Genomic DNA, 26,045 nt, shown 5'->3' with positions numbered 1-26,045 from the left:
GATTCAAATCTGGAAAAAGAAATAGAGAGATGAACGATCAGGAAGAGTTACAGAAAAATATTACAACAGGCGCCAGGTTTGTTGGAGCGGTGATCGGTTGTGTGTTTGCCGGGATCGGTATTTGTGTAATCGGCTTTTTGTGGTTACAACCCTTTGGCAGCTTTCACTCCCCTCCCTTGTTTTTTCGAGTTTTTGGATCGTTTGTCGCGATTCCCTTCATCGCGATTGGAAGTTTCACCGCCTATAGTTCAATCAAGGCGAAGGGGATTTTACCAAAAGCAAATTTTGAACGGTCCGAATCGGCGAGCGCAAAATCCGTTTCTTATACCTGCCCCAAATGTAATGCACCTCTGTCAGATAATATTGATGTTTCACCTCACGGAGATGTGAAATGTAATTACTGTAACAGCTGGTTTAATATCCATCATGAATAGTGGATCAAAGCGACCGGTAAGACGACCCTCATTGAAAGTCGTCGTCCCCGTCATCTTGTTTTGTACTTACTATCCTTATTCCTGGTTAATTTTATCTAAGGGAAGCTGGACCGGCTATCGCTGGACCTGGATCAAGATGTGGCCCGCCTTACCGGGGTTAATGCCACGAGCGATGTTATTTCATCACATTCCAGATGCTCTGGCGCTGGCAGGTATGTTGGCGATTACTGTTATACTGGTAGGGCTGCTGATTTATCTCGCCTCACGACGTAACTGGCTGTTTGCCGTCGTGGCACCGCTGACGTTTATTCTGTCGGCTTTGAACTCAATGGTCGCGTATAGCCTATATCGCATGTAGAAAATGAAGTGGAGAGAAAAATCTTAAGCAGCTTTGCGAGTCTCTTCTCTCGCCGATGCAGCGGCTAGTTCTGCAAATGGGGCTTTGATCGACGGCCTGAGATAGTTCCAGTAAATCGAACTCAGCTCGAAAAATGCTTTCAGGAAATCATGCGGTTTGACTTTCGAACCAGCGACGTCCATCCAGCGGGGCAGGGGAAGTTCGTAAACGGTTTCTTCCAGAGCCGGGCATTGATAGAATTTTTCCAGCTGGCGTGCCCGCGCCAAAAGTTCCACATCGAAAATCCAGTTGGTGAGAAACGGAGTGGCAAAGAGTGTCTCACATTCCGGCGTTACGCGGAACAGTTTCGCCCCGCATTGAGAATCATAAATGGGAAGTTTCAAAACGATCGAGGCTGCGGTCGCAAACGTCCGGCCCAGATAGTGTCGCAACCGTTGTCGTTCAATCTGCCTGCCCAGAAGTTTGACCCGCGCTCCGATGACCATTGAGAGCTGAGGAGTCTGATCCAGTTGAGCAGCAAACTCCGGAATCATATCCAACGGCGTCGCCAGATCTGCATCCCAGAAGCCTGCGTAGTCAACTTCTGCATGCATCGCCTGCAACATGCCCTGCCGGACGGCTTCCGCTTTGCCTTGATTCTGAGGCAGGTGCAGCACATCAAATGCATCAGGGGCCGCCGCTTTCAGGTCGTCCAGAATCAATGCGGTCCGGTCGCTGCTGCCATCATTTACGAATAAAAACTGATGGTTCGGGTGCGTGATCGCATGCTTGCGAAACTGCAGAACCTCTAATCGCTTTTCTTCATTGAAGCAGGGGATGACAATAATCGAGGCTGACATAAATTCGCTGATATCCGATTCGGTTCAATCGCTGGCGAAATGCACATTGATTGAACTGGTAAGACTGGTTGGGCATCCACATCAGTCTGTGTCTCAGATACAAACACGGACTTTGGTGAATAGGGGTGAGACCGGGGTGTATCAAAAAAGCGAATTTATGTCAAAACCGATTTGGAGAAAGAGGTCTCAGGGGCGCATAAAAAACAGAAGTCTGATTGGCTCAGACTTCTGTTTTAAATTTTAGGTGATCTGTAACTCTTTACTCTTCAGTAACTTGGATCGAGTAGAGTTGAGATCGGTCAGACACAAACATCTTGCCGTTGGCAAAGGTGGGTGTGCTGTAGATTGAAGAATTAAAAGTCTTCTCGTCCAGCAGTTTCTTTTCCTTGCCGGCCTTGAGAATAATCAACATTCCATCTTCGTTTCCGATAAAGACTTTTCCGTCAACAACCATGGGAGAACCCCAGCAGGCTGCGAACATGTCGTATTCCCAGTAACGCTTCCCGGTTGCGAAATCGAGGCAGTGCACGAATCCACTGAGGTCAGGAGCATAAACCAGTCCGTCGTCAATCGCGACAGTGGACATCGTTCGTCGGAATAACAAGTCACCTTTTTTACCGGTCAGCTTGCCGTCAACGTCTTCACCACCGTAGTGCCAGATCTGGCCTGAGTTCGGGTTATCTTTCCAGCCATCTTTACCATCAGAAATCTGTGGGCTGATGTCGCCGGTTTTCGTCGCATCAATTCGATAAATGTGACCGACGCCTTCGCCGTGCTCAGGGTCTTGCCCCACACCCAGTACAACGCTGTTGTCTTTAAAGACAGGCGTACTGATGATCGCATTTCGTGTACCACGTCCCCCCAGTTCCCATTTTGAGTCTTTGGGGTTCAGGTCGAACTTCCAGATCAGCTTGGCATTTCCATCGCCGTCTCCTTCAGGAGAGAAAGCGTACAACCAGCCGTCTCCACCGGGGAAGTAGATTTGCGTCTTGCCATTCACTTCGCCAATCGCAGGTGAAGACCATTGACCGTGCAGAATCTGATCGAAGGGAGAGTTGTCTTCCCAGAGAATCTCTCCTGTCTTTTTGTTGACAGCCAGGAAGCAGGGAGCACGAGGTGCCGGGACTTCCAGGTGTGCTTCGTCAACGCCGTTTGAGGTGAGCAGATAAACGTAATCACCGTGAACCACAGGCGAACTGGTTGCCAGGTTGTGCGGGAAGACGCCCAGGTCTTCAATCATATCCAGCGACCAGATGATATCTGCGTCTTGTTTATCAGTATCTTTTTCGTCTTTATAAGGACCGTCGTTTTCGTTGTCGTAAAACCCATCTGCATCCAGACACATCAGTTCACAACGATTCGTGACAACCCAGACACGATCTCCTTCGACACAGGGAGCAGCACAGATACCCTGTTCCGGCCAGTCATTGACACGACCCTGGGGAAGTTTTTCACGAGACAACTGCCATTTGAAAGCACCTGTCTTTTCGTCGAAGCAGAGTACGACCCCCAAGTCGTCTTCGTACTGGGGACGGTACTTTCCACCATTGTTGGTTCCCACGTAAACCTGTCCATTCGCAACAACGGGGTTTCCGTAAGTTTGTGAGCCCAGTTTAGCGACCCAGTTAATGTTCTCTCCCTTTTCGTCCCCTTCACCGGGTTTGAAATTCAGAGAAACGCCGGTCGTTTTATTGACCATGTTTCGGGAGGGATGGCCGCCCCACATGGCCCAGTCACCAGTGATGGTTCCTTTTTTACCGGCAGCCGCTGTTTTGCTCTCTGCTTTGGCAGGAGCAGGCTTCGTTTCTGAAGTTTTTTCGGGTTTGGGTTCTGCCTTCGGTTTGGGCTCCGCCTTGGGCTTTGTTTCCGCTTTTGGCTTTTCTGGTTCCGGTTTGGTTTCAACCGGATTTCCGTCAGGATCTAAAGCCGGGCCTGGTTTCATTTCAGGTTTCGCGTCGGGAACATCCACTCCCGCTTCCGCGGTAGTCGAGCCTGCTTCTGGTTCACCCAAAGGAGCGGCGCCACCTAATTCGGTTTCCGTTCCAGGAGCAGGTTTCGTCGCCGAGTCTTTGGACTCGCAACCTGTTGTCATCATGACTGCACAACATGCAAATGAGTTGAGCAGAGCAAATCGTATGAGTAACTTTTTCATTATTTATCCTCGGAGACAATGATGTTATCGACGTAAGCATCGGCAAGACGGTAAAGATAAAGCCCGGGGCTCCCCTTCAAGTTCGCATGGGGGTCTGAAGCTTCAATGGTCCATTCTTTCGGCTCCGGTTTATCGCGAGGCCATACTTTACCTTTTACCAAAGCCTGACCGTCTTTGACGTCGACCTTAAGCTTCATAGTATACCAGACGTCTGGATCAGCACGGAACCGAACTTCCTTAGCCATTCGCTTGTGCGGCGCCCAGCTTTGAATCGCCAGCTTACTGGAGTTCCCTTTCAGGATCAGGTCGTAACGATTCACGGTCACACCCATGCTGGACAGTTTCCGCTTTTGTTCTTTTAGAAAGACATCAGCTTGAACTGTATATCCGTTCGGGGCAAGCTGGCTCATGTCAGAAGGACCAAGCCAGATATTGGCGCTCGGACGTCCCTTACCAGGGCTGGCTTTGAGAGCCGTTGTTCCATCCACTTTGTTGGGTTGCAATTTCAAGAAGGCATTGATCCACGCCGGTGGAACGGCCTTGCCTTTCAATTCTTCTAAATCAAACTTCCAAGGCAGGGGAGGAAAGACTCGGATACGAGATTCCGCTGTGGCATCGCCGACCTTCACTGAAATCGTTCCCGCTGCCGGTACTTTCAAATCAGTAGGCGTCGTTACGCTCATTCCGTCTACTTTCGCAGCTTCGAGCCCTTTTCCAAGAGTAATCTTGGCATCAACCTTTTTGATAAACTGGCCGTTTGCATCATAAGCCAGAATCTCATAATCGACTTTTTCTCCTTGACCGACAGCCACTTCATAGGGGACCAGTTGAATCGAAGCGATTTTATCCTGTTTTGCTTTTTCTTTTCCTAGTGGCGGAACAGGATCACTGGTCGGTTTTTGGGCTTCATCGCCAATGCAGATGGTTCTATCGCGAGTGACGAAATAAATGCGGCCGTCGGCAATCGCCGGAGACGCGTAAATTTCGTCCATGCCTTTATCAACACGGGCCAGTAGTTGGACGTGTGAAAGCTCTTCACATTTTTCGCGGCTTGGTTTGAGGATATGAATATTACCATTCACTTCCATCACATACAGTTTGCCATCCGCCCAGACAGGAGAACCTTTTCCAACCGTACCCAGGTTGTAGGTCCAGAGTTCTTTGCCGTTTTTGCTGTCATAGGCATACATCCGGCCGGTGTCCGCGACGGCATACAGAATCCCGTCTTTGACAAGCAGACTGGCATAGCCGGCTTTGATCCCATCAACACGCCAGACACTGCCGGTTTTGGTGATATCACCACGGAGTGAACCATCGATGCATTGAATCCGACCGAAGTCGACGGTGTCGATGTTATCTTCCCCGTGTGAAATGTAAACGTATTTCCCATCGGCGACAGGAGAGCAGTTCAGGCCGCGCTTGGACATTTTGAAGCCCCACAGCTTTTCACCAGTGCGGGCATTCATCGCGTAGCAGCCACCATCGGCGTTTCCAGCGATCAGCATTCGTGTCCCATCAATCACGGTCACGATTGGCACGGAATAGTTGGTGTCGTAAGGTGCACCGCCGGGCGCTGCTGTCCAGAGCAGTTTTCCAGTCTTCTTATCGAATGCATAGTAAGTCTGTTTTGGAGGAGGTGCAGCCGTCTTGCCCCAGTTCAGTTGCAGGAAGCTGACAATCACCCGGTTTTCATCAACAATGGGAGTTTGCGTTCGCCCACCATAACCGGAGATCTTTCCATAGTCTTCTGCCAATGACGTTTCCCAAAGCACTTTCCCTTCAGGAGAGTAGCAACGGAACAAGCCGCTGACCGAATGTACGAATACATTCCCGGTTTCCGTATCGCCGGCCATGCTGGCCCAGCCAACGCGAGGTGAGGGGATGTCGGTCTGGAAAACGTTAAACACATCTTTCCAGAGAACTTTTCCTGTTTTCGCATCCCAGCAGACAACCTGTTCCTGGGCATTGATTTTATCTTTAGGGTCTGTCACATCATGGTGTGTGCGACAATTCAAATAGACGCGCCCGTCTAAAACAATCGGAGCTGAACGTCCGCCGATATCGGATGTCCAAAGTATGTTTTTGCCGTCAAGCGACCAGACATCAACCAGATTGGTTTCACGGGAAATACCATTATGCTCGGGGCCTCGCCAATGAGCCCAGTCGCCTGCATTTGCAAGAGAGGCGGTGAAAAACAGCATAACGGAGCCGACAAGCACCATGTTCATTCTTCGCATAGAAGATCCTCACTGTTCATTTATAGAATGTGGTAGCACTGATGAAGGAGTACAAACCCTTTACAGGCCTGTTATCTCAGCTCTTTTAAGGTGGGAGGGTCCATCCCCTACATATAATACAGTATTGAAGTTGTCTCGCTAATGCAATGGTCTAATCTGAACTCTCAACCAGATTTAATAAGAGCATATTCCTTTATAATTAGGACTGTTTCGGCCATAATCAAGGTTTTGACGCTAATATTTGCACGCATTCTGATCCTTTTTGATTGACAAGGGTTTAATATATTATGTTTCCTCAAGTTCGAATGAGGCGAAATCGCCGCACAGATTGGTCTCGACGGCTGGTTTCTGAAAACCAACTCTCTGTGAACGATTTAATCTGGCCTCTCTTTATACAGGACGGCGCGAATCAGAAAACTGAGATTCCCTCTATGCCGGGAGTTCAGCGTCTGACCATTGAACACCTGATCGAAGCAGCCCGGTCTGCTGCAGAACTGAAAATTCCCGTTATTGCTTTATTTCCGGCAACAGATCCCACTAAAAAAACCGAAGGAGGCGAAGAAGCATTCAACCCGGACAATCTGGTCTGTCGTGCTGTCCGTGCATTGAAGGCAGAAAATCTGAACCTGGGAATTCTCTGTGACGTCGCCCTCGACCCTTATACCAGTCATGGACAGGATGGTCTGGTAAAAGACGGGTATGTCGTCAACGATGAAACCATCGAAGTCCTCTGTCGGCAGGCTGTGGTTCAGGCGGAAGCCGGTTGCGATATTATTGCCCCTTCAGACATGATGGATGGTCGCATTGGTGCGATCCGGGAAGCCTTGGATGAAGCCGGTTTTCAGCATGTCCAGATCATGGCGTATGCTGCCAAATACGCATCTGCGTTTTACGGTCCGTTCCGCGATGCCGTGGGATCGGGCACCAATCTGGGAACCGGGGATAAACGGACCTACCAGATGGATCCCGCCAACAGCGATGAAGCGATGCGCGAAGTCGGCCTGGATATCAACGAAGGGGCCGATATGGTGATGGTCAAGCCCGGGATGCCTTACCTCGATATTGTCCGGCGCGTCAAAGCCGAATTTGAAATTCCCACGTACGCCTATCAGGTAAGTGGCGAATATGCCATGATTTCGGCCGCAGCCCAGAACGGCTGGCTGGATCGCCAGCGCTGCATCCTGGAAAGCCTGCTTTGCTTCAAAAGAGCCGGCGCGGATGGGATATTAACCTATTTTGCTAAGGAAGTTGCGGAAATACTGCAGGCAGAATAGATGAAAATTTAGTGAGGAATCGGATTCTTTGCCTGAGATTGATGCCCCAAACGGAGTTTTTTGCTATAATCTCCGGCTTCTTTTTGGTCAGATGTAATTCCTCTCGATATGCCTGAACGAGTGTGGTCTTCACGAGTTTGGAAAAGTTTGCTGTTTTTTCGAACTTCAGTTTGAGAAATAGTGTCACAATTCTTTTCCGAGAGTCCGATAATCAATATTTACGGAATTTTAAACTAAACGAGGTGCATCAGTGCAACTAACGGGACATGCCAGCAGTCAGGAAACGATTGCCTTATTCGACAAATACGTCATTCCCAATTACGGTCGTTATCCGATCAGTCTGGTGCGCGGCGAAGGCAGCTATGTCTGGGACGCCGAGGGCAAACGCTACCTCGATCTGTTTCCCGGGTGGGGCTGTAATATCCTCGGCTATTGTCCCGAGCCGGTAGTCGCCGCCATTCAGGATCAGGTGTCTCGACTGATCCACGTTCCCAATACCTGGTACACCGAAGCCCAGGGGCGATTTGCAGAATTCCTCTGTTCGCGAAGTTTTGGCAAAGCCTTCTTCTGTAACAGTGGAGCGGAAGCCAACGAAGGTGCGCTGAAGCTGGCTCGTCTGCATTTTGATGGAAAACGTCCGAAAATTATTACCTGCGAAAACGGCTTTCACGGCCGAACATTCGCCGCCGTCACCGCCACCGCGCAACCCAAATACCATGAAGGACTCGGTCCGTTGGTTGCCGGGTTTCGGTATGCTCCTTTTAACGATTTGGAAGCTATCGCCAGTCTGGTCGACGATGAAACCTGTGCGATTATGGTCGAGCCGGTTCAGGGAGAAGGGGGCGTGAATATTCCCGATGACGGATACCTTGCCGGCTTGCGAAAGATCGCCGATGAAGCCAACTGTCTGCTGATTTTTGATGAAGTGCAAACCAGCATGGGACGAACTGGCACCTGGTTTGGTTATCAGCAGTGGGACGTGCAGCCCGATATCATGACGATGGCTAAAGGCATCGCAGGCGGTGTCGCCGCGGGAGCCATCATCGCCACAGATGAAGTCTCACCCAGCTTAAGGCCCGGCATGCATGCCAGCACCTTTGGCGGAAATCCTCTGGCGATGGCAGCCGGACTGGCTACCGGACAGATGATTGAAGAACAAAACCTGCTGGAAAACTGTCAGGCGATGTCGGATCAGTTTAAACAGTTTTTTGAACAGCTTCAGAATGAGTTACCCATCATTCGCGAAGTGCGCGTGCGTGGGATGATGATCGGCGTCGATTTAAATATCCCCGCGGGTCCTGCGGTTGGAAAATGTATGGACCGCGGGCTGCTCATTAATGCTACACATGATACGGTGGTTCGTCTGCTCCCACCATTGAATGTCACGGCCGAACAAGTCGAAGAAGGCTGCGATTTAATCGCAACCGTGCTGCGGGAAATGGCTGACGAAGCATAACAAATCAAAGTCATTTCAGAAAACAATTTGATCCATTCACACATTCCTGTTCGAATCTTAATTTAAGAAGCGAACAGGAATTCCTGTTTTTAACAAGTCATTGATTGAGATATCCAATGAGACATTTAGTCACGTTACACGATTTGGAATCGTCAGAAATCCTTGAGATTTTTGCCCTCGTCCAGGAACTGAAAGACAAGCGAAACTCAGGCGAACGTCCCCAGCTGCTTCAGGGACGAACAATGACACAGGTGTTTGAAAAACCCTCCCTCCGCACGCGGCTCAGCTTTGAATCAGCTATGTGGGAACTGGGAGGCGGCGCCAGTTTCTTTACCTGTAAAGAAGCTGGCCTGGATGGTCGCGAATCCATTGAAGACGTCGCCCGAGTCATCGGCCGATTCTCTGATGTTGTCACGATGCGAACCTTCTCACATGAGTTGATTGAAACGTTCTCACAAAATTCCGAGGCGAGTGTCATCAATGCTCTCTCCGATTTAAGCCACCCCTGTCAGGCGCTGACCGATCTGTATACGATGCAGGAAATCGCCGGCGATCTGTCGCAGCAGAAGCTGGTGTATGTCGGGGATGGCAATAACGTCGCTTATTCGCTCGCCAACTGCTGTGCCAAATTAGGTGTTCCCTTTGTAGTCTCCTCGCCTGAAGGCTTCGAGCTGTCATCCGAGTTTGTGAACGATCTCAAACAGAAAATTCCCGCTGCTCAAATCGAACTGGTAGCCGATCCTCAAAGAGCGGTCGCCGGTGCCACCGTCATTTATACCGACGTCTGGGCCAGCATGGGACAGGAAGCTGAAACCGAAAAACGCAAGAAAATCTTCGCCGCTTATCAGATCAATTCCAGCCTGATGTCAGCAGCAGAGAAAAATTGCCGCTTGATGCATTGCCTGCCCGCCAAACGCGGTCTCGAAATTACCGATGATGTTCTCGATAGCAAGCAAAGCATCGTTTTTGAACAGGCGGAAAACCGAAAACATCTGGCAAAAGGGTTACTGGTCTGGCTCATGCAGCAAGCATAACTCACTTGAGATCAAATTCCGTTCTGAGCCCCGGCGGTTTTCGTCGGGGTTCTTTTTTTACTACTCCTTTCTGAATTCACTCTGATCGTTCAGTTGAACGAACTGGCCTTGACGGGGACACGCCAGCAGCGAAACTCCGTTTCTGCGTCGCGCGCGAGAAAACACTTTTTTCAGTACTTCGAAATGGTTCTCCCTGTCGAAATCAGCACTATAAAACCCGCTGGTTTGACGCGTATTTTGAGAAAAGTCGTTCGTGACATGTGCTGTTTGAGCACATGTTTTTTGCGACAAACAGCGACAAAGTCTGCACAATTTTGACCAATTCCGACAAAGGTTCAAGCCATTTCTGATTTTCAAATGACGCTCATTTGACTTGACGAGGTGATGCCGATCACGAAGATCTTCCTCAGTTGCAAACAAGGCAGCAACGTGCGACAGACAGCGACCTGGAGTCTCAGCAACGAGTGAGAAACAAATCCACCAAAGAGAGTAAAAGAATAGAACGAGCATGCTACGTCTGCCTGAAAAGGGAAAATGAACGGTAGCCCACGGTTGGCTGGCCTGTACCGGTTGACTGACTGAGAGAGACAGGCAACCGGTCGTGTATGCATTTTACCCGAAATAACTCAGACCGCGGGACATGAAAATTCCGCACAGATCAGTGTTTGTGTACCAGGTAGCGTTTATTAATTCGAACGGCCCTTACCAATGACACACAACCGGGGCTAACGCCCTGCGGCTAATGGGCCTTTTCTGCTGTCATAGTCCAGTAAACAGAGGCAATAACACACCGCCGGCTACGGTGAATTCTTACATAGCTAACTCTGTCGACCTCAAAATCAGGATCAGAACTCGTAATTAAACGCTACCTGGTAGTGTCAACTATTTGCTAAAGACTTCGTTTATTTGCTAAAGACTTCGTTGACGACATCTTTGTAGAACACCGAGAACATCAACCAGGCCATCAGCAGCGTCAGTAGCAGGTTCAAAGATTGACCGCAGACATACAGGATCAGCGGCTTGCCCCCTTTGAGGAATTTCGCCAGCTCGCGGAAGTTGGTTTCCAGACCAATGCTGATAAAGGCCAGGCAGAAGAACCAGCCTCGAAAGACCTTGGACGATTCCTTCACCATCGCCGGAACAACAGTGTCTCCCCCCTGCATGAAAACATAAAGCAGCGAGAAGATGGCCGACGCGGTGATAAAGCCCAGCACGAATTTGGGAAACCGATACCAGATTTCCCAGGCATCTGGTTTGATGTTGGATTCTTTGGTTTCAACAAAACTAACCCAGTAGACGGCGACACCGAATGCTGTCACGCCGATCAAAATGTTTTGAATCATCTTAATGGTCACAGCGACCTGCTCTGCTTCATCTCCCAGAATTGCACCTGCAGCAGCGACTGCCCCGGTTGCGTCAATCGTGCCTCCCATCCAGGCACCCCCGAGAATCGGTCCGATGCCCAGGGCTTTAATTACCGCCGGCAAGACGATCATCATGATCACAGTAAAACTGAGTGAGAGACCAATGGCAAACGACAGCTCTTCTTTTTTTGCTTTACAGGAAGCGGCCGTCGCGATCGCTGCGGAAACACCACACACCGACATGTCCGCTGAGATGACCATGTTCAGCGAACGCGATTCCATTTTCAGGAACTTTTGACCGAACGCATACGTGCTGATCAACACGATGGGTGTCACCACCCACGCGACATAAATTCCCGGCAGTCCCAACACCAGCAGGCGGCTGAAGAGCACACTGGCGCCCATGACGACCAGCCCTGTTTTGATATACAACTCCGTCTTCAAAGCCGGTTTCATCCAGTTCGGCGTACCAATCGTATTGCTGATCACCAGCCCGATCATCAGCGCCCACAACGCATACTCCAGGTTATAACGTTTGACAACTGCCTGTCCGGTCAGAATATATGCCAGCGCCGCCAGTAGAAACACGCCGATAAACCCGATCGCGAATTTCGCCACCGATTGCTGCATAGCTTTGACCCCAATCGAGAACGCGCACAGGCTGATCAGGAACACCACGCCTAACGGAATCAGCAGATTCGTTTTCTCTGGAGGAAAGATGGAATCCAGCGGATTATCAGACCAGGACCCCGGTTTCGCCAACCAGGTTTTGAGCGGACTGTGCACACTGACTTTTTCACCGGCTGCTTTTGCCGTCGCGACCTGTTCTGAGAAATCAGCGGGCAAAGAGAAATACATGGCCAGAAAACAGATCAACAACAGGCCTCCGCCAATCCAGACCGCCCACCAGTCTTCCGCCGTCTTCATCTCGGCCCACGTCGAACGACGGGGCGCTGCTACAACAATGTCACTCTCTTCAGGTTCGGGAGTCGGTGCGGTATCTGATGGCATCGAATTCAATACTTTCTGAGCGGAATGGCGCTAGCCACCGTTAAACTGGCATCACAGAAACGGCGGCTAGCGCCGAGCCGCTCACTTAAAGTGTGAGAAGCAAACTGTGAAAACAAACATATCTCGCTTTGTGACAGAATGGATTACGTTCTGTTGCAAACTTCGAATCCATACCATACAAAAAAAATAAGGAATCGAAAAGCGTTGATGCGTTTGTTGTTCGCAGAATCAGCGCATCATTGATGCCGAGTGACAATGGGCTACTATTCTCTTGTTGCGGTCAGCAGGCTCAGTTTGAAGCAGGCGCGACGGTTGATGCCATTTCCTTCTTACTGGTTTTAGCCGGTTTTGGCGGTTCTTCGACCGCCTGTTTGAGTGCCTCCAGCAGTGTGTCCTGGGTATAGAGGTCGCGGATGATAATCGGCTTCTTCGGGTTGTTCGCCGGGAAAATGACAGTCAGCGGAATACTCACACTCTTAAATGTCTCCAGCCACTCTTTGATCTCGGGCGAGTAGTCCGTATAGTCGGCATACATGGGAACCACATTGTGCTTCTTGATCATCTCCAGCGTTTCAGGTGTGTTGAGTGCAAACTTTTCATTTGTTTTGCAGGTCAGACACCACTCGGCAGAAAAATCGATCAACACGGTTCGGTGATCAGCACGTAACTGATTCAATTCCTGCGTACTGAACGGGACCCAGGGGAGATCGTTGGTCGACTTCTGACTCATGTTATAGCCGAAGAAACAAATACCGGCTGTCAACGCGAGCGCAGACACACGGACCATCGTTTTCTGCCGGAACGGAGAATTATGTGAATACAGACTGCCGATCATCCAGAGTCCCGTGGTGATCCCCAGCAGCATGATCAAAACAGGAATCGTCAGCGATTCGTCCAGGAAGGAAATGATAAAGATCACTGCCCCCATCAGCACGATGCCGGAGAACTCTTTGAATCGCACCATCCACATTCCTGGCTTGGGAAGAAAGGCGATCGCTTTAGGGAAGACACTGAAGACCAGGTAAGGCGACGCCATTCCCAGTCCCATCACCAGCCAGACCAGATAAGTAATATTCGGCGTCTGTTGAACCGACCAGGCCAGTACTGGCCCCAGGAAAGGACCGCTACAGGGCGTTGCCAGCAGTGTTGCCAGGATGCCTGTCAGAAACGCTCCGGTTAAACCCTCTTTCTGTTGACCGCCGGCTGCTGAACCGACCATACCCGGCACCGGAATTTCAAAGACGCCCAACATGCTCAGCCCCATCGCATACACGATACAGGCCATTACGATATTGAACTTGGTACTTTGAAACAGACCGCCCCAGCCCAGTCCCGCGAAGACCGCCAGAGAGGCCAGGCTCAGAAAGACCGTTAAGACCCCGAAGGAATAGAAGATATTCAACAGGAAGATTCGCATGCGGCTTTCCCCCGCCTGCTGCACGAAGCTCATGACTTTAATCGCCACGACCGGCAGCACGCACGGCATCACGTTCAGAATCAAACCACCCAGAAACGCGAAAAACAGATAGGAAGAGAGCGTCTGATTTGTGTCATCGGAGGCAATGATAATCTCATCGTCGTCTGCATCGTCCGTTGCTTTGAGCTCGGCAATCGATGACAGCGCCACCGGCGTGGCGTTGGTCAGATTCCCCAGTTTGAATTCGACAGGCCAGGGGCGGCGACAACTTCCCTTATTACAAATCTGATACGTCAGTTTGCCTTCGACGCCGATTTCGCTGGCGCCGGGAATTCGCTCAAATTCACGTGACCAGACCACTTTGTCATAATGTGTGCGTTGTGTGTATTCGTCATGTGTTTCGACTTTCGGGGACGGGCTGGATGTAAAGCGTTTGGAAACCGGCTTCAATCCTTCCAGCTTAAACAGTTCAATGTGCGTCGGCAGTCCCGCATTTTTCTTGTCCTGATCCAGCGCGAACGTATGAAATTCTTTATCCAGTGTCATTGTAATACTTAGAGTGACCATTTTTTCCGGATCTGTTTTCGCCGGTGCCAGGTCAAACGTCAGTTCGACCGGATCGGGAACTGATCGGCGTTCGGGAGTTGTCTTAAACGAAAGTGGTGCGCTTTCCTGTTTTCCGGATAACGTCGCCGTAAACGCATACTGTGATGGGACACAGTTTTTGGCATCACAGACCTGATACAGCATCTGTCCTTTGATCAGCACATCGGCTGGATTTTTCACGTCCGCATTCACTTTGAAACGGCGGCTCCAGATCACATGTTTCGTATACTTGTCGATTTCTTTTCCGAACAGCGGCTCAAAGACGGTCTTCGGAGGATGATCGGCGTTGAAATGCTGATCAACGGGAGTCAACCCTTTCGATTCCTCGATCACAAATTTCGTCGCACCACCGAAGGTCGGATTGGTGGAATAGGTATAAGATCCTTCCGGAATGATCATTGCCAGTGAAAGTGTGACGGTATCGCCGGCTTTCGCATCCTGAGGCAGCAGACTGACGCTGATCTCTGCTTTCTTGGCGGGTTTTGTAGCCGCGGCCTCTTTCTGGCCGAACAGATCCGGCAGGGAATTTTTTTGCGCAGCTAAGTCCAGCGTGGAACAGACCAGGGCGGCCAAGATGGTAAGGCTGGAAACGATGGTGGTAAGGCGGGGAGTTTTCAAAATGAAACCCTTCCAGAAGACTCGGAAATCAGAAGAACGGGCCCGTGAGCCAACTTATTCCATTATATCGGTGTCGGGGCTGTTTTCTTCTGTGAAGTAAGTCACAAATTCTGACTGATACATACGGATTTTAGTTTTTTGAGTCAACATTGACAACAAATTACGAACCTTATGCAATATTACTATCTTTTAGTCCGAATTTGCTTTGTAATACAGGTTAGGGGAGTTGGTACCATTCGCGCTCCCAGTTTAAATGACGGAACTCGTTGGCACGCGGAGTCTTAATAATGTTAACCCATCAAAGAATTTTGATCAATTGTAGATACAGATCAAAGTCAAAGCGGTTCTATTTACTCGCACTCTTGATCCTCAACATCTCCGTCGCCGCTTTCGCTGACGAACCCCTGATCGCACGCAAACCGACAGAAGCCCGCCAGGAAATTGACTTTAAAGACTCCATTCCCTTTGGCTTAAAACCCGTGGAATACGGAAAGGGAGCACTGTCTGACCCCGTTTCGGTCATGAATCAGCGACTCAAAGCGAAAACGCAGAAACTGGCCTATGATGCCGAATGGGGGTATCTGCGCAATGTTTTGAAGTCGCTCAATATTCCCGAATCGTCACAGTTGATGGTCTTTTCCAAAACCGCCCTCAACCCCCGTTTGATTAAGCCGACCAATCCACGGGTCGTCTATTTCAATGATGATGTGTACGTCGGTTGGGTGCCCGGTGCACGAGCGATGGAACTTGCGTCCGTTGATCCACTGCGCGGCTCTATCTTTTATGAACTGGAGGCCAAAGCCGCAACTCAGCCCCAATTTGTCCGCTCAGAGCAGTGTCTCTCCTGTCATGGGGGAAGTTCCAGCCTGCGGATTCCCGGCTTATTGATCCGTTCATTCCTGACCGATCTCCACGGTCGACCGATCTCGGGTTATTCACAAATCTCACATGACAAGCCATTGGCAAAACGCTGGGGGGGCTGGTACGTCACCGGGACTCACGGCGACATGGTGCATCTCGGGAATCTGTTCGGCAAGGAAGTGATTGAGGAATCAAAGGAGAATCCCGCCTTTCGCTCGAATCTGGAATTTGTTGATGTGTTCGTGGATACGTCAAAATATCTAAATCCGCATTCCGATCTCGTGGCGCACCTGATTTTAGACCATCAAGTGCACGGCCATAATTTAATCACCCGCGTCAGTATGGAGCAGCAGCTGGGGCTCAAATCCGACGTGGAAGATCGGTTATTGCGATACCTGCTGTTTCTGGATGAAGCAGAATTGACAGGTCCTCTGAAAGGAACCACCGATTATCAGACGTGGTTTGAAAAACAGGGCAAACGCGATGCCCAGGGGCGTTCGCTGAAAGACTTCGATCTCAAAACCAGACTGTTTCGCCATCGTCTGAGCTACCTGATTTATACAGACAGCTTCAACAAGATGCCGGCTGCCGCCCGGCTGCGGATTCTGCGAGAGATCTACGCTTTTCTCAATGCGACTGACGCGGAGCTGGAACAGGCCTGGGATGTCACCCCGGCAGAGTTTCCCGTTTCTGAACGGCGGGCGATTCAACAAATCGTCGCGGAAACACTGCCTGACCTGCCGGAATTCTGGAAACAGCCTGAAAAACAGCAATAAAAGGCCCTTCTGACCGCCGCCGACAATCTTTTCCAGTCCAAGAAGCGGGCATTGCCTTAAACCCTCATCAGCCACTATGATAGAAACACGGGCTGCCCCGACATGCGTGCGTTTAGATACGGTGATCGGGTTTTTCATCAGGGTTTAACCAGCTTGAGGTACAATGCTTCGTTTCAATCATCCATCCCGTGAGAATCGTCTTTGCTGGACGCTGTTCTGTTTTCTCTGCTTCGCCGGCTTCATTACTTCCTCCGTCTCAGCGGCTGAAGAATTTGACGGCCTTAAGGTCCCCGAGGGCTTTCGCGCGACCCTGTATGCCGATGATGATCTGGCACACGACATCTATTCCATGACCATTGATTCCCAGGGGCGCGTTGTGGTATCTGGCCCCGGTTATGTGCGGATTCTGATCGATGCCGACGGAGATGGCGTCGCGGAATCGTTCCAGCAATATGCCGATGGACCCGCCACCGGTGCACAAGGCATGTACTTTCTCGGTCGCGATTTACTCTGCACCGGAGATGCCGGCCTGATTCGCTACCGCGATCAAAACGCCGATGATCGTTCCGATGGCAAGCCGGATATCTTTTTGCGAACCAAAACGGGGGGCGAGCACAATACGCACTCCATTCAACGCGGCCCCGATGGCTGGTGGTATCTGCTGCTGGGAAACACCGCCGGCATTAATGAAAAATATATCACCCGCAAAACCTCGCCCGTCAAAAAACCGTACGCGGGCACACTCATGCGGCTCAGTCCCGATCTTACGGAAGGCGAAGTCATCGCCGACGGATTTCGCAACGCCTACGATTTTTCTTTTTCGCCCAACGGAGATGTCTTCACCTACGACAGTGACGGCGAACGCGATATTTCACTCCCCTGGTATCGACCGACGCGCGTGTTTCATGTGTTGCCCGGCTCGAATGCCGGCTGGCGGAGTCGTAGCTGGAAGCGCCCCGATACATTTTTTGATATGCCGCCCGCGGTCGCCGCCTTTCATCGTGGCTCTCCTACCGGGGTGACCGCGTATCAACATATCAGATTCCCAGCTCCTTATCAGGGAGCCCTGTTCGTTGCCGACTGGACCTTCGGTCGCGTGCATGCAATTCCGCTCGAAAATTTTGAAGGCACTTATGCCAGTGAACCGATTGACTTCATCACCGGAGTCGGGCAGTTCGGCTTTGCTCCCACTGATCTCGAAGTCGGCCCGGATGGTTGTCTGTATGTCAGTGTCGGCGGTCGAGGGACACGCGGCAGTGTGTTTCGTATCGAGTACACAGGACCGGTAGAAGCACAGAAGCCGATTTTGAATTCAGATGAAGCTGCAGCAAGTGAGGAGTCGGATATCGAAGCGGCACAAACGCTCGACTCTTGTCTTTCCGCACCGCAACCGCTCAGTAGCTGGTCCCGTGAAACATGGCTGCCTTTAGTGAAAACTCTACCCGTCGAAGCCTTTTACCGGGCTGCCCTTGATAAAAATCGTCCCGAAACACAACGCATCCGGGCCATCGAAATCGTCACAGAGCTTCTGGAAGGATTTCCCGATCGCATCGCCGAACAACTGCTGCTCGATCCATCAGAGGCCGTCCGCGCGCGACTGGCATGGTCGTTGGGCTATCAGGATCAACCCAAGCAGAAAGCAGAATGGTTGAATGCCCTGCTCAAAGATGAATCGCCGCTGGTGACTCGATTTGCCTTGCAGTCATTACTCCAGTTAGGAGATCAGATCGATCAAAGCCAATGCCTGACCGGTTTACAGAAAACATTGGGCGCGCAAGAGCGTTATGTCAGACAGTCTGCGGCCCGTGTCGCCGCGCGACTGAGCGAAGACAATTTCAAGGACCTTTCTGAAAAGGTCACCAGTTCCGAAGGTGCTGCGCTGATGACACTCGCGTATGCTACGATCCTCAAGCAGGGGGGCGTGGTGCCTCTCGCGGTGCGAACTGGTATCACTGTGTTTGAAGGCGACTATCAAACCGACCTGCGGCTGGATGCGCTGCGATTGATTCAGTTAGGGCTCGGCGATCTGGGGCCGCCAACTAAAATGGCGGCTGTCTTTGATGGCTATGCGAACGGTGTTGATCTGTCCGAACATGAACGCCACCTCGATCCGATTCGCATTCGTCTGATGGAAGCGTTTCCCAGCAGTCATGAAGTACTCGATTATGAACTGGCCCGCGTGCTGTCCATGCTTGCCCCTTATAATCCGAAACTGCTCGATCAGATTCTGAGCCGCATTACCGAAGAGTCCGACCCGGTCACCGACATTCATTATTTGATTGTTGCCGCTCGGATTCCCAGCGATCGTAGCCGGGCGCAGTCGAAGAAAATTGCCAATGCGCTGGTCCAGATTGATGAAAAGTTACTCCGCCTCAAGCTGCCGCAGGATACAAACTGGGATGACCGTTTTAAGGAACTCTATGCACAGCTCGTCAAAATCGACGCCGACCTGCCTCGGCAGATTGTCGAACAGCCGGGCTTCGGCCTGCCGGGACATGTGTTGTTCCTCAGTCAGTTGCCACCGCAATTTCTGGGAACCGCGATTGAAGCCTTTGACAAGAAAATCAAAGCCGATCCGGACTTTCTCTGGAACAGCGATGTGGTCTTCGTCTTCGGCGAATCAAAGGACCCCACGCATCGCGAGATGATTCGTGACCTCTATGAAGATTATGCCCTGCAGGCCGCCGTGCTGGCTGTCTTAGCGGCGTCTCCTGAAGAACAGGATCGGGATAAGTTCATTGCAGGCCTGGAATCGTCGCAAATTGAAATGCTGGAATCCAGCATCGCGGCGCTGGAAAAACTGATGCCCGCTACCAAACCTGAAGAAACAGTCCGACTGTTTGCAGCATTAAGACGTCTGGGCAGCGATAAACGAGAACAGAAACTTCAGGCCCGTATTGTCACTCTGTTACAGAAGTGGACGGGGCAACAATTGGGGTTGGCCGCGGACGTTGATGATTCTCAAAAGCGACGGGCCTTGATTCAAACCTGGGAAGACTGGATTGCGAAACAATACCCCGAAGTGTATACGGCACTCTTAAAACAGAGCGGACCGGAGACTGAGAAATTCTTCGCGCTGCTGGAAACTGTGAACTGGGACGAAGGCGACAGCGAACGGGGAGAAGCCTTGTTCCGGAAACGGGCCTGTGTGCAATGTCATGGCAACCGCAGCGCGTTAGGACCCGCTTTAGCCGGGGTTGCCAAACGATTTTCCCGCAACGATCTGTTTACCGCGATCGTCGCACCCAACCGTGATGTCTCGCCTCGCTATCAGACGACGGTTGTGGGCACTGTGGACGGCAAAGTTTATACCGGTCTCGTAGTCTACCGTTCGGTAGATGGTCTGACGCTACGCAATTCCAATAATCAGACAACACGCATCGAAGCGGATGAAATCGATTTCGAAAACAAAAAGAGCACTTCATTGATGCCCCAGGGACTGCTCAAAGATCTCAAGCCAGAGGATCTGGCCGATTTATATGCTTATTTGCAAGGTCTCAAGTGAATCCGCACGATAAGAGTAAAAAAAGGTATCCAAATTCAAATTCTTAAGTAGAATAGTCACTCTAAAGTGGAGCAGGATGGTTACCGCTTCAGAACTCAGTTGAAGAGAGAATTCATTTCAAGAGAGCAAATCTCAGTTTTCCAGCAGGAGGCTTTCAGACGCGTGTCGACTTCTGAAGAATCACCGGCGAAGAAAAAACGAACGCGAAAAATGCCCGAGCCCTACAATGCGCTCGATGGCAAACGCTGGATTCAGAATTCGATCAGTGTCTGGAGTGATCTCCGCAAGTCGACCGAAGAAGTCCGGCTCAAGCATCCGGCGATCTTTCCTGAAATGCTCGTGGAACGTTTGATTGAAACCTTTCTGCCGCTCAAGGGAGAAACGATTCTCGATCCTTTTGCCGGTTCCGGCAGCACGATTGTGACTGCGGAAAAAATGGGAAAGACCGGCATCGGCATGGAACTCTCAGAAGAATATGCGGCGCTGGCCCGTCAGAGAATTCTAGACGTAGCCAGCCATAAGTCAGAACAGGCAGCATCTGACTCGGATCAGGCCGAAATCAAATCGCGCGTGATTCATGGTTCGGCAATGAGCCTTGCGGAGCATGTCGCGCCGGGCAGCATTGATTTGTGTATTACTTCGCCCCCTTACTGGAACGTGCTGAATCAGCGCCGTTCAGCTGACCATAAAGCAGTTCGTCATTATGGAAATCACGAGCAGGATCTCGGCGTTGTCGAAGACTATGAAGAGTTCTTGACCGAGTTGACAGAGGTCTTCGGACAGGTCCTGGAAGCGCTGCGTCCGGGGGGCTACTGCTGTGTAATCGTCATGGATTTACGAAAGAAAAGCCAATTTTTCCCATTTCACAGCGATTTAGCCGCCCGACTCCAGCAGATAGGCTATATTTATGATGATTTGATTATCTGGAACCGTCAGTCCGAATATAACAATCTCAGGCCTCTCGGGTTTCCTTCGGTTTTTCGGGTCAATAAGGTTCACGAATTTATCTTATTGATGCAAAAGCCAAAACAGTAAATTGCAATTCAACAACGAGTGTCGGTATAACTCGTTTTTCCATTCCGAATTCGATAAAAGCGACTCCCGTTTATTCAGAGTGTCATTCATGATAGTATACTCGATCCAAATTGCTCTGAAGATGCGATATTAACTCTGGATAGAGTCTAGGAACTGACTCTTACATTTGTCATAATAGAAGATTGAAGCCTGAATCTTGCTGAAATCACTTAGAAGAGAGTAGACCCATGCAAAGCCTCGATTCCATTTTAGTTGGCGTAGATTTGACCCACGCAGACCGACTGGTTGCCGCCGATTTGAACGAACAGACTAAGGAAGCTGTCGAACGTGCAATCTGGCTGGCGGGCCTCTTTAATGCGAGATTGGAATTTTTTGCTGCCATTGATCTCTCGGCACATACCAAACATCTGCTGGAAGAAGATCGGCTGCATCTGACAAATAATGTGGAAGATGAAGCCCACAAAGTGATGAGCAGTCTAATCGAACAGGCAAAAGAACGGGGCGTCGAAAGTACGTCTAAGGTAGCCATCGGCTCACCGTGGCGCGAAATTGTTCTCGAAGTCATCAAAAATAAGCACGATATGGTGCTGGTGGGTACGCGACCGCACGGCTTTACCGGTCGCTTGTTTGGCGGTACGGTCATGAACCTCTTCCGCCAATGCCCGTGTCCCGTCTATGCCGTTAAGAAAGATGAAGAACCGGACGTTCCCGAAATTGTCGTTGCCAGCGATATGAGCGAAGTCAGCAGCGATATTCTGCATTTTATCGTTTCAGCGGCTCAGGTTGCCGACATGAAAATTCATCTGGTACACGCCATCGATACCCAACTCGATCAGCGACTCAAAGGTCTGGGAGTCGGGGAAGAGACGCTCAAAAAATGTGCCGAGGATATCATGGAAGAGGTCAAGAACGAACTCAACGAACAACTGGCACAGACCGACTACCGCACGCTCTCCTACGGCGTGCAGGTGCATGTGCTGGAAGGTTCTCCCGACGTCGCCATTCCCGCATTCATCGAAGAACACAAAGTCAACCTGCTGGCGATGGGCACATTGGCCCGTTCCGGCATCAGCGGCTTCTTCATCGGCAATACCGCCGAGCGTATGCTGGAAAAAGTCAAATGCTCCGTGTTGACGTTCAAACCATCTGACTTTGTTTCGCCGGTTGTGCCCGAGTGACGAGAACATGAGAACGAGCAAGCTAACTCCAGTCACAGCTAGCTAGCCAAGATCGCTTAGACTCTAAATCCAAATTATGAAATTGTCATAATTACTCGGAATCTTTAAGTCACCGAACTTCAAATATTAGATTTCGTTGTTTTTTGGACCGTGATTTCTTTGTTGAGGGCTTCGCATTTCTAGTGCTGCCAAACAAGAAGTTGCTCTCCAAATAGTTGAGTATAGAAAAGTCAGATCATTGATCTTCTATTTCAGGAACAACATCAATTTCTCTTAAAACTGAAGAGCGGAGTTTTCTGAACTTTGTTTAGCGATTAGAGGTGCTAATCGAAAGTAAAAAGTGAGTAAGTGTAATCACTTTTTTTGCGTTGTCACTTCTGGATTCTGGTTTCACTATCTGGTAATGTTGAAGTTCATTTGCACACACGCACATACATTGAACTTTTTAACTGTGGATTCAGAATAGAGGTTTGCAAGAATGGTGTTTTTCCTGATTGTTCAACGGTGGTATTGCTCTTGTGTCAGCGGTGTCATCGTTTTTTGCTTCATGGTTTCTGTGCTTCCTGGTGCCTTTGCTGCAGCTGCAAATATATCAAATCCAAGTGCATTTCCTTTTTCTGAACAGGAGCTGAATGAACAAGTTTTCTCACTGGCGAAAGACTACTTTGCTGACTTCCAACATCCTGAGACATATGCCCTTTATGGGGCGCGGATGTCAACAAAAAAGAGTTGGTCGACACCAGCCGATGTGAAAGCTGAAAAACCAATGCCCTGGGGATATGGATCACGGTTTGCAGATACGGCTCTGCATACCGGTCATGTGCTGATTGCACTCTTAGACGCTTATGAAGCAGAGCCGAACCCATTCCTCAAGAAACAGATCAAACGTTGTTTTCAGGCTTTGAAAATGATTGGTTCTCTCCCGGAAACGCATCCGAAAGAAGGGAAACCTGCTTTGGTAGGTCTTGTTCCACGGGGGCCACACCCTGACGATAAAAGTGCCTACTATGATGATTCTTCGATGGATCAACATACTACTTACATCATTAGTCTGGCTCGATATTCACTCTCTTCATTAGCGTCACAAGACGAAAAAAAATGGATCAGCCAGTCACTGGAAAAGGTCGGCCGACGCTTGGAAAAAAATGGTTGGTCGATTAAACGTGCTGATGGAGTCACTCAGGCGCATGTTGGTTTTGCCTGGACGGGCTATAATTCGCAGCATGTCTCCATTTTGCTGCCATCCGTTTATGCACTCTATCAAGGAACAGGAAATCAACATTGGTTGGATCTATATCATCAATTTTTAGCAGACCGTGATGGTTTGCGTTGGCAGAAAATGCATGTTGGTCCTCACATTAAAATCAATGGGCACCCCATTTATGCTAATCAAGGTGCATTTCGTGTGAACGCTTTGTTTCATTTTGAGACAGACGCAGATAAAAAAGCGATCCTCCATCGTTTGTTAGAGCACATTGCCAAAATTCAAATGGAACGCAGTTTTCCCGGAGAAATGTATCGCAAATTTCATACTGAAGAACAATGGCAGAAACTCCAGCAGAAATGGGACTGGAAAGAACCTGAGTTAAAGGGAAGTGAACTAGCCTGGAAGCTTTATCAACCAGCGATGCTGGATGACCAAGCTCTCGCGGTATTGGCCCATGTTCGGTTTCCATTGACTGGTTATCATATGGTAATGATGAGCGAAAATCCGGAGTTGATTCATACACACTTACCAGAAATCTGGAAGATGTTGAACTCGATTGACCTCAAAAAAATCAGTGCAGGAGAGACGAATTATCTGTTTACTGTGGTTGGGCTGCATGCGTATGCCTTTTATTACAATCAACAAAAGAAATTGAATCAACACAAACCACAAATATCAAAACGAAAACCAACAGCCGTTACGAAACTGCCAATCGTCACGAATGCGGGAATCGGTTCCACCATTGATGTGACCATTGATAAACATATTGCGTATGCCATTGGCAAAGGTGCGTTACGGATTCTTGATATCTCGGAACCGACAAAGCCCAAGGTAGTTGGCAAAATATCAAAATTAGGAAATACCCGGCAAATTGCAGTCAAAGATGGGATTGCGTATGTCGGCTCGCGTGAAGACGGCGCCTTTATCATCGATGTGAAAGATCCGTCAAACCCGCGGCTGCTGGCACATTATGATTCCGTTGAATTTGCCACCGGGGTGGAAGTATCGGGCAATATTCTCTTTCTCGCATTACGTCACTATGGCGTGGAACTCGTCGATGTTTCCAATCCGGAAAAGCCGCTGCACTTAAGCATCGTCCGGACAGGAGAAGCCCAGTCAATTTCTGTCCGCAATCAATTCGTCTATGCGGGAGTCTGGGCGACGTCGGAAGTCGTTGTGATTGATATTTCAAACCCACGCCAGCCTCAAATTACCGAAAAGGTAAAACTGGACGGATTTGGCGATGGCCTGGATGTCAAAGGCAAGTATCTCTATGCGGCAACCGGACATCACTCGCATGAAAAACATCGCCAGCCAGGCGATCCCGGATATGGGCGCGGGCATGGGCTGGAAATCTTTGATCTCACAGATCCCGCCCGACCCAAATTTCTGTCACGTGTGAAATTTCCTCCCTTTTACGATCGGGGAAACGACATGTGGGGAGTTACCGTAGTGGGAGATCATGCCTTTGTAGCCGATACGCATAACGGCATGTTTCTGGTTGATGTGTCTGACAAAAAAAGTCCCACTGTGCTGGCTCGTACTCTGCTGCCTCATGTGAAAGGACGCGAGTTGAGGAGTCACGTCGGTTCATTGGCGTTAACCAAAGATTATATCTATGTGGCAGGCGGCTGGTCCGATTTACATATTGTCGCCGCGCCAGGAATTGCCCGGGTTCCTCAAAGGGATCCCAATGTGCCGCCTTCGATTCCACCGCTGAACCGTTCCTCTGAATCAAATCGGTATCGCCTGTATCAAACAGACGGGCAAATTCATGCCGTGGACTTTGCCGGCGATCTTGCCATCGTTGCCTGTGGAAACGGCGGGATCGAAGTCTTGCAGGTTTTCCCCTCTTTTAAGCGGCTTGCAAAGTACACTACCGGCGGGTTCGCCACCGATGTGTACGTTCAAGGTACGCGAATCTATGTTGCGGAAGGGGTTGCCGGGCTAGGAATCTATCAGCTTACTAAAGATCACCAACTCGAGGAAATAGGACGCTATCTCCCCAGGCGCGGTACCATTAAACAGGTGGAAGTCCCCGGCAAAGGGCAATTTGCACTGATTCAAAACGGTGCCAATACACTTTTGATTCTGGATGTAAGAAACACGGCTGATCTCCGATTGATTCTGAAGGAAAACCGTTATGGATTGCTGTATGGCGATCAAATCATGCGGGGGCTTGTAGAAGATCGTTATGCAGCCGCGTTCTGGCATGTCTCGGGAACGTACTGGTATGATTTGCAAAATGATTCAAACCAGGTCCCCAAATACAGTGGGAATAATCATCCGGAACGATTTGGTGCTGCAAACGGATTAATCGCTGTCGGCAAACAGACGCTTGTCACTACCCGCGGTGGTTATGTGCTTCTCGACCGAACCGAACAACGCCCATTCAAGGAATTAACGCGTTATCAATTAGGAAAGCGGCGGGAGCATCTGGGGAAGCCGACAATTTTTAATGACCGACTCTATACTGCAGATCGCGCATCCGGCCTGATTACGATTGCCGATATTTCTAATCTCACCAAACCAGTATTAATCGAACAGTTTCACACGATAGGAAACCCCGGCAGGATCTGTATTCAGAATCAGAAGATGATCATTCCGGACGGCCCGCACGGCTTAATGGTCTTCGATCAATGAGCCGATTGATTACCTGTGGGTATTTTTAGAACCGACATTC

Annotated in this window: 15 protein-coding genes; 10 read left to right on the top strand and 5 right to left on the bottom strand. The window is 50.0% G+C overall.

Features of this window, described 5'->3' with window-relative positions; translation table 11 throughout:
- Nucleotides 1–29: 29 nt before the first annotated feature.
- Both Pan241w_RS21095 and Pan241w_RS21090 read left to right on the top strand, forming a co-directional pair.
- Nucleotides 30–434 carry a hypothetical protein gene (locus tag Pan241w_RS21095; RefSeq protein WP_145219656.1) on the top strand — a complete coding sequence of 135 codons (405 nt, stop codon included), beginning with the start codon at nucleotides 30–32 and terminating at the stop codon, nucleotides 432–434.
- Nucleotides 427–792, top strand: coding sequence for a hypothetical protein (locus tag Pan241w_RS21090; RefSeq protein ID WP_145219654.1), 366 nt, complete (start codon nucleotides 427–429; stop codon nucleotides 790–792). Before Pan241w_RS21095 ends, Pan241w_RS21090 begins: the two co-directional genes overlap by 8 nt.
- A gap of 23 nt (nucleotides 793–815) precedes the next feature.
- Here the strand turns inward: Pan241w_RS21090 and Pan241w_RS21085 are convergent, their stop codons facing one another.
- The 3 genes from Pan241w_RS21085 to Pan241w_RS21075 all read right to left on the bottom strand — a co-directional run bounded on the left by Pan241w_RS21085 (nucleotide 816) and on the right by Pan241w_RS21075 (nucleotide 6,020).
- On the bottom strand, nucleotides 816–1,631 hold the full coding sequence (locus Pan241w_RS21085; RefSeq protein WP_145219652.1) for a dolichyl-phosphate beta-glucosyltransferase: 816 nt from the start codon (nucleotides 1,629–1,631) through the stop codon (nucleotides 816–818).
- A 259-nt stretch (nucleotides 1,632–1,890) separates the two neighbouring features.
- Nucleotides 1,891–3,783 (bottom strand): outer membrane protein assembly factor BamB family protein, encoded by a 1,893-nt coding sequence (locus tag Pan241w_RS21080; protein WP_145219650.1) that lies wholly within the window; start codon nucleotides 3,781–3,783, stop codon nucleotides 1,891–1,893.
- Nucleotides 3,783–6,020, bottom strand: a complete 2,238-nt coding sequence (locus tag Pan241w_RS21075; protein WP_232107221.1) for an outer membrane protein assembly factor BamB family protein — start codon at nucleotides 6,018–6,020, stop codon at nucleotides 3,783–3,785. Before Pan241w_RS21075 ends, Pan241w_RS21080 begins: the two co-directional genes overlap by 1 nt.
- A gap of 287 nt (nucleotides 6,021–6,307) precedes the next feature.
- Here Pan241w_RS21075 and hemB point away from each other — a divergent pair, with 287 nt between their 5' ends.
- From hemB to argF, 3 genes are all read left to right on the top strand, one after another.
- Nucleotides 6,308–7,294 carry a porphobilinogen synthase gene (gene hemB / locus Pan241w_RS21070; RefSeq protein ID WP_145219648.1) on the top strand — a complete coding sequence of 329 codons (987 nt, stop codon included), beginning with the start codon at nucleotides 6,308–6,310 and terminating at the stop codon, nucleotides 7,292–7,294.
- A 250-nt stretch (nucleotides 7,295–7,544) separates the two neighbouring features.
- On the top strand, nucleotides 7,545–8,750 hold the full coding sequence (locus Pan241w_RS21065; protein WP_145219646.1) for an aspartate aminotransferase family protein: 1,206 nt from the start codon (nucleotides 7,545–7,547) through the stop codon (nucleotides 8,748–8,750).
- A gap of 116 nt (nucleotides 8,751–8,866) precedes the next feature.
- Nucleotides 8,867–9,784 carry an ornithine carbamoyltransferase gene (gene argF / locus Pan241w_RS21060; RefSeq protein WP_145219644.1) on the top strand — a complete coding sequence of 306 codons (918 nt, stop codon included), beginning with the start codon at nucleotides 8,867–8,869 and terminating at the stop codon, nucleotides 9,782–9,784.
- A gap of 902 nt (nucleotides 9,785–10,686) precedes the next feature.
- Here argF and Pan241w_RS21055 read toward each other — a convergent pair.
- Nucleotides 10,687–12,159, bottom strand: a complete 1,473-nt coding sequence (locus tag Pan241w_RS21055) for a YeiH family protein (RefSeq protein WP_145219642.1) — start codon at nucleotides 12,157–12,159, stop codon at nucleotides 10,687–10,689.
- A 289-nt stretch (nucleotides 12,160–12,448) separates the two neighbouring features.
- Nucleotides 12,449–14,800: a protein-disulfide reductase DsbD family protein gene (locus Pan241w_RS21050; RefSeq protein WP_145219640.1), complete on the bottom strand. Its 2,352-nt coding sequence runs from the start codon at nucleotides 14,798–14,800 to the stop codon at nucleotides 12,449–12,451.
- A gap of 287 nt (nucleotides 14,801–15,087) precedes the next feature.
- On the opposite strand from Pan241w_RS21050, the gene Pan241w_RS21045 reads away from it, so the two are divergent.
- The 5 genes from Pan241w_RS21045 (at nucleotide 15,088) to Pan241w_RS21025 (ending at nucleotide 26,005) form a co-directional block, all read left to right on the top strand.
- The gene (locus Pan241w_RS21045) at nucleotides 15,088–16,437 is read left to right on the top strand and encodes a hypothetical protein (RefSeq protein ID WP_145219638.1); all 1,350 of its coding nucleotides are present in this window, start codon (nucleotides 15,088–15,090) and stop codon (nucleotides 16,435–16,437) included.
- Between the two features lie 163 nt (nucleotides 16,438–16,600).
- A complete protein-coding gene (locus Pan241w_RS21040; protein ID WP_145219636.1) occupies nucleotides 16,601–19,942 on the top strand; it encodes a DUF7133 domain-containing protein in 3,342 nt (1,113 codons plus the stop codon).
- Between the two features lie 162 nt (nucleotides 19,943–20,104).
- On the top strand, nucleotides 20,105–20,977 hold the full coding sequence (locus tag Pan241w_RS21035; RefSeq protein WP_145219634.1) for a site-specific DNA-methyltransferase: 873 nt from the start codon (nucleotides 20,105–20,107) through the stop codon (nucleotides 20,975–20,977).
- A 227-nt stretch (nucleotides 20,978–21,204) separates the two neighbouring features.
- Entirely contained in the window at nucleotides 21,205–22,155 is a 951-nt protein-coding gene (locus tag Pan241w_RS21030; protein ID WP_145219632.1) for a universal stress protein, read from the top strand.
- A 712-nt stretch (nucleotides 22,156–22,867) separates the two neighbouring features.
- Nucleotides 22,868–26,005: an LVIVD repeat-containing protein gene (locus tag Pan241w_RS21025; protein ID WP_198000057.1), complete on the top strand. Its 3,138-nt coding sequence runs from the start codon at nucleotides 22,868–22,870 to the stop codon at nucleotides 26,003–26,005.
- The last annotated feature ends 40 nt before the right edge of the window (nucleotides 26,006–26,045 follow it).

Source organism: Gimesia alba (assembly GCF_007744675.1).
GTDB classification, from domain to species: domain Bacteria; phylum Planctomycetota; class Planctomycetia; order Planctomycetales; family Planctomycetaceae; genus Gimesia; species Gimesia alba.
The sequence above is the reverse complement of the archived record's forward strand: the minus strand, read 5'-3'. Positions and strand labels throughout refer to the sequence as shown.